The 7,777-nt window shown below is 72.3% G+C and carries 8 protein-coding genes; 5 read left to right on the top strand and 3 right to left on the bottom strand.

Translation table 11 applies throughout. From position 1 onward, the window contains the following. Together QL983_RS09195 and QL983_RS09190 are read left to right on the top strand one after the other, a co-directional pair. Positions 1 to 1,637, top strand: a 1,637-nt coding sequence (locus QL983_RS09195) for an amidohydrolase (RefSeq protein WP_290152516.1), incomplete at its 5' end; no start/stop codon positions are given. Between the two features lie 223 nt (positions 1,638 to 1,860). Next, positions 1,861 to 2,781 (top strand): SDR family oxidoreductase, encoded by a 921-nt coding sequence (locus QL983_RS09190; RefSeq protein WP_102708829.1) that lies wholly within the window; start codon positions 1,861 to 1,863, stop codon positions 2,779 to 2,781. A gap of 30 nt (positions 2,782 to 2,811) precedes the next feature. On the opposite strand, the gene QL983_RS09185 is transcribed toward QL983_RS09190, so the two are convergent. Together QL983_RS09185 and trpB are read right to left on the bottom strand one after the other, a co-directional pair. After that, entirely contained in the window at positions 2,812 to 3,513 is a 702-nt protein-coding gene (locus QL983_RS09185; RefSeq protein WP_044659347.1) for a membrane protein, read from the bottom strand. A gap of 54 nt (positions 3,514 to 3,567) precedes the next feature. Further along, the gene (gene trpB, locus QL983_RS09180; RefSeq protein WP_205805553.1) at positions 3,568 to 4,869 is read right to left on the bottom strand and encodes a tryptophan synthase subunit beta; all 1,302 of its coding nucleotides are present in this window, start codon (positions 4,867 to 4,869) and stop codon (positions 3,568 to 3,570) included. Between the two features lie 248 nt (positions 4,870 to 5,117). Between trpB and QL983_RS09175 the strand changes: the two genes are divergently transcribed. After that, positions 5,118 to 5,693: a hypothetical protein gene (locus tag QL983_RS09175; RefSeq protein ID WP_069941221.1), complete on the top strand. Its 576-nt coding sequence runs from the start codon at positions 5,118 to 5,120 to the stop codon at positions 5,691 to 5,693. Between the two features lie 245 nt (positions 5,694 to 5,938). Next, positions 5,939 to 6,319, top strand: a complete 381-nt coding sequence (locus tag QL983_RS09170; protein WP_170080054.1) for a hypothetical protein — start codon at positions 5,939 to 5,941, stop codon at positions 6,317 to 6,319. A gap of 628 nt (positions 6,320 to 6,947) precedes the next feature. Here QL983_RS09170 and QL983_RS09165 read toward each other — a convergent pair. After that, the gene (locus tag QL983_RS09165) at positions 6,948 to 7,103 is read right to left on the bottom strand and encodes a hypothetical protein (RefSeq protein WP_223247487.1); all 156 of its coding nucleotides are present in this window, start codon (positions 7,101 to 7,103) and stop codon (positions 6,948 to 6,950) included. A gap of 62 nt (positions 7,104 to 7,165) precedes the next feature. Between QL983_RS09165 and QL983_RS09160 the strand changes: the two genes are divergently transcribed. Beyond that, positions 7,166 to 7,729 carry a GNAT family protein gene (locus tag QL983_RS09160; RefSeq protein WP_101965895.1) on the top strand — a complete coding sequence of 188 codons (564 nt, stop codon included), beginning with the start codon at positions 7,166 to 7,168 and terminating at the stop codon, positions 7,727 to 7,729. Positions 7,730 to 7,777 lie beyond the last annotated feature (48 nt).

Below are 7,777 nucleotides of genomic sequence, written 5' to 3'. Positions count from 1 at the left end.
GCCCCATGCAGCTCGACCTGATCGTGGAGAACGCCCGCCTCATCACCGGCGACCCCGCCCGCCCGTCGGCCTCGCGGCTGGGGGTGTGGCGGGGCGTCGTCGTCGGGGTGGACGAGGAGCTGGACGGCTTGACGGCGCGCGAACGCCTCGACGCGCGGGGGCGCACCGTCCTCGCCGGGTTCAACGACGCCCACGCGCACAGCGTCTGGTTCGGCCAGTCCCGGCTGGACGTGGACCTCGAGGGTGCGCGCACCGCGGAGGAGGTCCACCGCCGGGTCCGCGCCCGCGCCGCCGAGCTCGGCCCCGGCGCCTGGGTGACGTGCACCGGCTTCGACCCCGGCCACCTCACCGGCCCGCAGCCGGACCGGGACAGCCTCGACGCCGCCGCCTCAGGGCGCCCCGTGCTCATCCGCCACAACACGGGCCACGCCGTCACGGTGTCCGGGGCGGTGCTGGTCCTGGCCGGCGTGGGGGAGCAGGTGCTGCAGCAGCCCGAGGGCGGACGGATCCTCACGGATGCCGCCGGCCGGCCCACCGGTCTGTTGGAGGAGACCGCCATGAGCCTGGTGACCCGGCTGCTGCAGCCGGAGTCCCACGAGCACATCGGCGCGTGCCTGGCGCGGGCCTCGCAGGAGTACGCGGCCGAGGGCATCACCTCGGTGACGGATGCGGGGGTGGCCGGCGGGTGGATCGGGCACAGCCCGCTCGAGTTCGGCGCGTATCAGCGCGCCCGGGACGCGGGGCTGCTGCGCACCCGCTTCCAGACGATGGTCACCCTGGACGCGCTGCGCCCGGTGGACGGCCATCCCGACGACGGCACGCACCTCACCCTCGACGCCGGCGTGCGCACGGGCGTGGGCGACGAGTGGCTGCAGATCGGGCCGGCGAAGGTGTTCACGGACGGGTCGATGCTCGGGCAGACCGCCGCGATGACCGAGGACTACTGCGGGCACGGCCACGGCCGCGGCTACCTGCAGCAGGACGCGGGGGAGATGCGCCGGGCGTGCCTCGGTGCGGCGGCCGCCGGATGGGCGCTGGCCCTGCACGCGATCGGCGACGCCGCCCTCGACTTCGCGCTCGACGTGATCGCCGAGGCGCGGGGCCGGTTCGGGCGGCCCGTGATGCCGCACCGCGTGGAGCACGGCGGGGTGGTCCGCGACGATCAGGTGGCCCGCATGGCCGAGCTGGAGGTCGTGATGGCCACCCAGCCGAACTTCATCAGCGCGTTCGGCGGGTCGGTGCGGGAGCGGATCGGGCCGGAGCGGGCCGCGCTGTCGTACCCGGCCGGGCGACTGCTGCGCGCGGGCCTGGTGCTGCCCGGCAGCTCGGACCGTCCCGTGGCCGGCGGCCGCCCGCTGGAGGTCATCCAGGACTTCGTGCTGCGCCGCACCGAGACCGGCGAGCAGTACGGCCCGGACGCGGAGCGGCTCACGGTGGCCGAGGCCCTGCACGCCTACACGGTCGGCTCCGCGGAGGCGACCGGCTGGGGCGGCCGCAAGGGACGGCTCGTCGCAGGCCAGCTCGCGGACTTCACGGTGCTCAGCGAGGACCCGCGCGCGGTGCCGAGCGACCAGATCGCGGCGATCGACGTCGTCGCCACCGCCGTGGGCGGGGAGTTCGTGCACGGCGGGCTGTGACGCCCGGCCCCGGCACCGGCCCCGACTCCTCGCGACGAGCCCTGCGATATGGCCCCTAAACGCGTGGTTTAGGGGCCATATCGCAGGGCTCGTCATCCAGGGGAGCGGGTGGGGCACGTCCGGTGACCCGGGGATCAGCCGTGGCTCTGCTGGGGGGCTGCTCCCTACGCTCGGAGGACGGCGCGCAGACCGCGCGTCGCCCCGAGACCATGAGGAGCACCCCGTGGCGCACGACGACGCGAACACCACCACCACCGACCAGCTCACCCTGCAGGACCCCACGAAGCGCTACCCCGTGATCAGCCCGCCGGAGGAGACGCTGCCCGGCACCGGCCTGGACGCGGAGATGACGCCGAAGGCCGACCTGGGTGAGAAGTCCTACCGCGGCACCGGCCGTCTCGAGGGCCGCAAGGCGCTCATCACCGGCGGCGACTCCGGCATCGGCGCGGCCACCGCGATCGCGTTCGCTCGCGAGGGCGCCGACGTCGTGATCACCTACCTGCCCGAGGAGGAGAAGGACGCCCAGCACGTCCTCGAGGTCCTGCAGGCGGAGGGGCGCACCGCCGTCGGGATCCCCGGCGACCTGCGCGACAAGACGTTCTGCGTCGACCTCGTGGCCCAGGCGGTCGAGAAGCTCGGCGGGCTGGACGTGCTGGTGAACAACGCCGGCAAGCAGGTGGCGCAGGACTCGATCGAGGACATCGACGACGAGCAGCTCGAGGCCACCTTCGACGTCAACATCCTGGCCCAGTTCCGCCTGGTCAAGGCCGCCCTGCCGCACCTGAAGCCGGGCTCCACGATCATCAACACCACGTCCGTGGTGACCTACATGGCCCCGCCGCAGCTCGTGGACTACGCCTCCACCAAGGCCGCCATCAACACCTTCACGAAGGCCCTGGGCCAGCAGCTGGCCCCGAAGGGCATCCGCGTGAACGCCGTGGCGCCCGGGCCGATCTGGACCCCGCTGCAGCCCTCCGGCGGCCAGAAGTCGGAGGACCTGCCGGAGTTCGGCCAGTCCACTCCGCTGGGCCGCGCCGGGCAGCCCACCGAGCTGGCCCCGGCCTACGTGTTCCTGGCCTCGCCGGAGTCCTCCTATGTGGTGGGCGCGACCATCCCGGTGACCGGCGGCATGCCCACCCCGTGACCGGAGTCGGGCGTTCCTGTCCCTGGGCGGTCACACCACCAGGGACAGGAACGCGCCGAGCGCGAAGCCGACCACGGTGAGCAGCCCGGCCTTCTCCCCGCCCTTCTCTCGGGCCTCGGGGATCATCGTGTCGATCAGCATGACCAGCAGGGCGCCGGCCGCGAACCCCTGGATGCCGCCGGTCAGGGTGGGGGAGGCGACGTCGGCGATCAGCCCGCCGCCCCACGTCGCCAGAGCGCAGACCACCGCCACGAGCGACCACTGGACCAGCAGGTGGCGCCGCGTCTTGCCGCCGTCGAGGGAGTCGGCCGTGGCGGCGATGGACTCGGGCAGGTTGGACATGAAGATCGCCACGAGCAGCGCAAGGGAGACGCCCTCGCCCGCGGCCAGCCCGATGCCCAGCACGAGCTGCTCCGGGATGCCGTCCAGCAGCGCGCCCACGGTCAGCGCCGCGCCCGAGGACGAGCCGCCGGACCTCGCGGCGGAGCGCTCCACCGCACGGTCGCCGAGGAAGTAGGCGGCCGCGCCGAGCGTCAGCCCGATGCCGACGGCGGCAGGTCCGGCCGCCTGCACGCCCGCCTCCGCGAGCTCGAAGGACACGGACGCGATCAGGGCGCCGGCGCCGAAGGCGAGCACGAGTCCGATCGTGCCCATGTGCCAGCGGCGCAGGGTCGCCAGGACGGCGCCCACGAGCAGGGAGGACGCGGCGACCGCGCCCCACATCAGGGTCATCACGGCAGCCAGGCTACGCGCTGACCGGGGGCGACGCCGGGCCGCCGCCTCAGCTCACCGCACGACCTCGTCCGCCTCGCCCGTGAGCCCGAGCTTCTCGGCCACGTAGTCCACGTCCTTGTCTCCGCGGCCGGAGAGGTTGACCAGGATCCGCGCGTCCCGGCCCATCTGCGGGGCGAGGCGGATCGCGTGCGCCACGGCGTGCGCGGACTCGAGCGCGGGGATGACGCCCTCGAGCCGCGTGAGCCGCTGGAACGCGTCGAGCACGGCCGCGTCGTCCTCGGCCACGTACCGGACGCGGCCGACGCTCGCGAAGTGGGCGTGCTGTGGACCGACGCCCGGGTAGTCCAGGCCCGAGGCGATCGAGTGCACGGGATCCGGGGTGCCGTCGTCGTCGGCGAGGACGAGGGTGGCCATGCCGTGGAGGACGCCGTCGCGGCCCTGGGTCATGGTCATCGCGTGCTCGCCCTTGGCCGCGGAGCGGCCGCCGGGCTCGACGCCCACGAGCGCGACGTCGGCGTCGTCGAGGAACGCGGTGAACGCGCCGATCGCGTTGGAGCCGCCGCCCACCGCGGCGACGACGGCGCTGGGCAGCGCCCCGAACCGCTCCTGGAACTGGGCGCGGGCCTCGCGGCCGACCACGGACTGGAAGTCGCGGATCATCGTGGGGAACGGGTGCGGGCCCACCACGGAGCCGATCGCGAACAGGTACTTCTCCGGGTTCGCCGCGTACACCTCGAACGCCGAGTCCACGGCCTCCTTCAGGGAGCGGCCCTCGCGCTCCACCGAGACGACCTTCGTGCCGAGCAGGCGCATGCGCACCACGTTGGGGTGCTGCTTGGCCACGTCGATCGCGCCCATGTGGATCTCGCAGTCGAGGCCGACCATCGCGGCCGCCGTCGCCAGGGCCACGCCGTGCTGGCCGGCGCCGGTCTCCGCGATCAGGCTGCGCTTGCCCATGCGCTTGGCGAGCAGCGCCTCGCCGATCGTGTGGTTGATCTTGTGGGCGCCCGTGTGGTTCAGGTCCTCGCGCTTGAGCACGATCCGTGCGCCGCCGAGCTCGTCGGAGAGGCGGTCCAGCGGGGTCAGGGGGGAGGGGCGCCCGACGGCGTCGCGCAGCAGGCGTCGGTATTCGGCGTAGAACTCGGGGTCCTGGCGCGCCTCGGCGTACGCGCGGGCGACCTCGGCCATGGGGCCGGCCAGCTGCGGGGGCAGGTGGGCGCCGCCGTACTGGCCGAACATGCCGTCCGCGGAGACGTCCAGGTCCGGGGTGGTGACGAGGTCGCAGGCCTCGGCGAGGGTGCGGGGCTCGGGGGCGCCTCTCAGGGCGTTGTCCTCGGGGTTGCGGTGGGTCATCGGGGGTCCTCCTGGGATGGGGCCCGCCGGAGCCGCTCATGACCGAGTCGCCCGGCAGGCGAGCGGCTCGTCGTGTCAGATGCGCATGACCGGGGCCGCCCTCAGGCGGTCCACCACTGCTGCGCGTGCATCTGCATGGGGCCAGCGTACTGCACGTCGGGGGAGGCGTGAGTCTCACCATGTGGCTGCAAATCTCAGAATATGGACGCCGCTCCCCGTCTCAGTGAATCGCGATTCACCCTGGATCCATGACCATCACCGCCGTCGACACCCCGTCCCTGACCGCCGAGGCCGCCGCTGTGCTCGCCGCCACTCCGGGCATGCGGTACGCCGAGTTCCTCACCGCCGCCCCCGCAGTGCCCGGCATCGTGGCCGTGGTGGCCGAGGAGTCAGCCCGTGCCGCCCTGGGCCTCACCCCCGCCGCCGGTGACGTCCTCGCCGTCGACGTGGCCGACGAGAGCCTGCAGTGCCGCGAGGTGCGCGCCGCCTTTCAGTCCGGTCGTACCGGCGTCTCACCGCTGCGCCAGGCGTTCGCCGCCCTGCTGGCGGGCGAGCTCGGCCTGGATGTGGAGCGCACCAGCCCGGGTGCGGCGGGGGTGGGCTTCGCCCTCACCCCGGAGTCCGAGGAGACGCTCACGGCGTGGATGCGGGAGCACCTGACGCTGCGCGCCTGGGTCGCCCAGGACGCCTCCGCCCTCGAGGGGGTCGCCCGAGAGGTGGCCGCCGATCTCGCCCCGGCCCTGCAGCCGGGCGCTCTGGAGGCCCCTGTGGCGCAGCGGGTCGCGGCCATGAGGGCCTCCGCCCGCCGGTCCGCCACGCTCTGAGCCGGCTGGTCGCCTCGGCCTCAAGGGAGTGGGCTCGGGGGCTGGAGTGCCCCTTTCTCGTTTAGAGTTCCTTACGCGTTCATCGCTTCCCGTTTCTTCTTCGAGAATGGACCACTATGACTCAGCCCGCGTCTATCCCAGAGGGATCTTCCGACACCTCGGCGGAGCCTGCGACTGCCCCTCATCAGTGGGGGCACGGCTTCCAGCCCGGGGGAGCCCCCGGGTCGGCGTCGAAGAAGGGAAAGGTGAAGAAGTCCCGCGGGGGGAAGTTGCGGGTGAATTGGCCGGTTGCTCGTTTCTGGTGGGCCTTGGCTATGCTCGTCGGGTTCTTTCTATCCTTCATCGCGACTGTTCCCAGTGGGGCTGCGGGGGACTGGTCAAAGGATTTGAGCGCTGCCGAGATGAAGTATTCCTTTCAGGCGAATGAGGCGAACGGCGCGCCCCAGCAGGCCGTATTGAACGGCTGGCACACGAATGACCTCTTGGGCATCCAAGCCAAGATCGCCGGGGACCAGCGCGATCAGTCCCATCGTCTTACGGCACTTGTCTTCTTCCTGGGGCTTGGTCTCCTGGGGGACCTGGTACTGCGTAATGCAGAGGCCTTTCGGGAAAGCAAGGGGAGCTGAAGCTCAGCTCTGCTCACCATGGCAGGGCGTCCTGATCCCTGGCGGTTCCAACAGGAGGCGGCGTGCGAGCACCCCTTGGCCACCCGAAGGGCACCTCCAGGACATAGAACGCAGAGGGGAGAGTCGGATGCATAGCGTCCTCCCTCACTGTCGCCCAATGAGCTCCCACGGGGCAAAGGTGACTGAGTTGTAGGCCCTTCCCTTGTTCCTTTGCGAAGTTCACAGATGCAATGGGGATGTTTTTCGGGACTGGTAAGGCCCGGGGCGTGCGGGCAAGGGCTCGTCAGTCCGCGGCGCTGAGCATCAGTGCGATGTTCCGCCGGGCTCGCAGGGTTTCGCGCGCATCGGCGGCGGGGGAGCGTCGGGGCGCTCGGTCTCGTCATACTGCAAGGGGCCGTCCTTGAGCCGGCCGATGGCCTTCTCGGGCTTTCTCGCAGTACTCGCCGGCTGGGCCCAGATGTTGAGGGAGGAGAAAGCCCTGCAGCATGAGGGTCTTGGTCGCCGCCCACCTTGTCGAAGTAGACGTCGATGCCGTCCGGGGCCGCCTCCGTGCGCGGATCCGCCACGCCGAGGCAGGCGGGGTCGGGCACGGAGGCGCCCACGGCGATGTCCGAGGCACGGGATTCGGTCACGGTGCGGACCCCGCCGCCGTCGAGGGGGCGTCCACCTCGAATGGGGCCACGTCGGACGCGACGTCGTTCATGTGGCCACCCATGCACGGGCCCACAGACATGACGGTGCTGGTGACGAGCACCTGACCCTCCTCCAGCTCCGCGAGGGTCATGGTCTCGAGTCGGAAGTCCTCCGGGGTGGGGGACGCCCCGAGGCCGCTGACAGGATGGGTGCATGAAGCACGAGATCGTCCTCACCCGCGGGGACCTCACCCTGCGCCCCCTCTCACCCACCGACGGCCCCGCCCTGCGCGAGCTCGTCGACGCGGCCATGTGGGCGGGGAACAGTGCGCCCCTGCCGGTGGACGGCGCGGCCATGTCCGCGCACCTCGCCGAGCTGATCGAGCGGGAGGGCGCCTTCGCGTTCGCCGTCGAGCAGGGCGGGGAGCTGGTGGGGCGCACGAGCCTCTACGACCTGGTGCCGGGGCTGCGGGTGGAGGTGGGGCACACGGTCTACGCCCGTCGGGTGTGGGGCACCTCCGTGAACCCCGGCTGCAAGCTGCTGCTGTTCGGGCACGCGTTCGAGGAATGGGCGCTGGAGCGGGTGGCCCTGCGCTGCGACCACCGCAACGCCCGTTCACACGCCGCCATCGCCCGCCTGGGGGCGACGTTCGAGGGCACTCTGCGCCGCTTCCGCCCGGCGGCGGACGGCACGATCGCCGACGTCGACTACTTCAGCGTGGTGCGCGAGGAGTGGCCCGCGGTGCGCGCCGGGCTCGAGGCGCGCCTGACCGCCTAGGAGTGTACAACGGGGGGATGCCACCCGAATCCTCTGTCCCGTCCGCCG

Source organism: Micrococcus sp. APC 4021 (assembly GCF_030407635.1).
In the GTDB taxonomy this organism is placed as follows: Bacteria; Actinomycetota; Actinomycetes; order Actinomycetales; family Micrococcaceae; genus Micrococcus; species Micrococcus luteus.
Note: the sequence above shows the minus strand (reverse complement) of the source record. Positions and strands in the feature narration are given on the sequence as shown.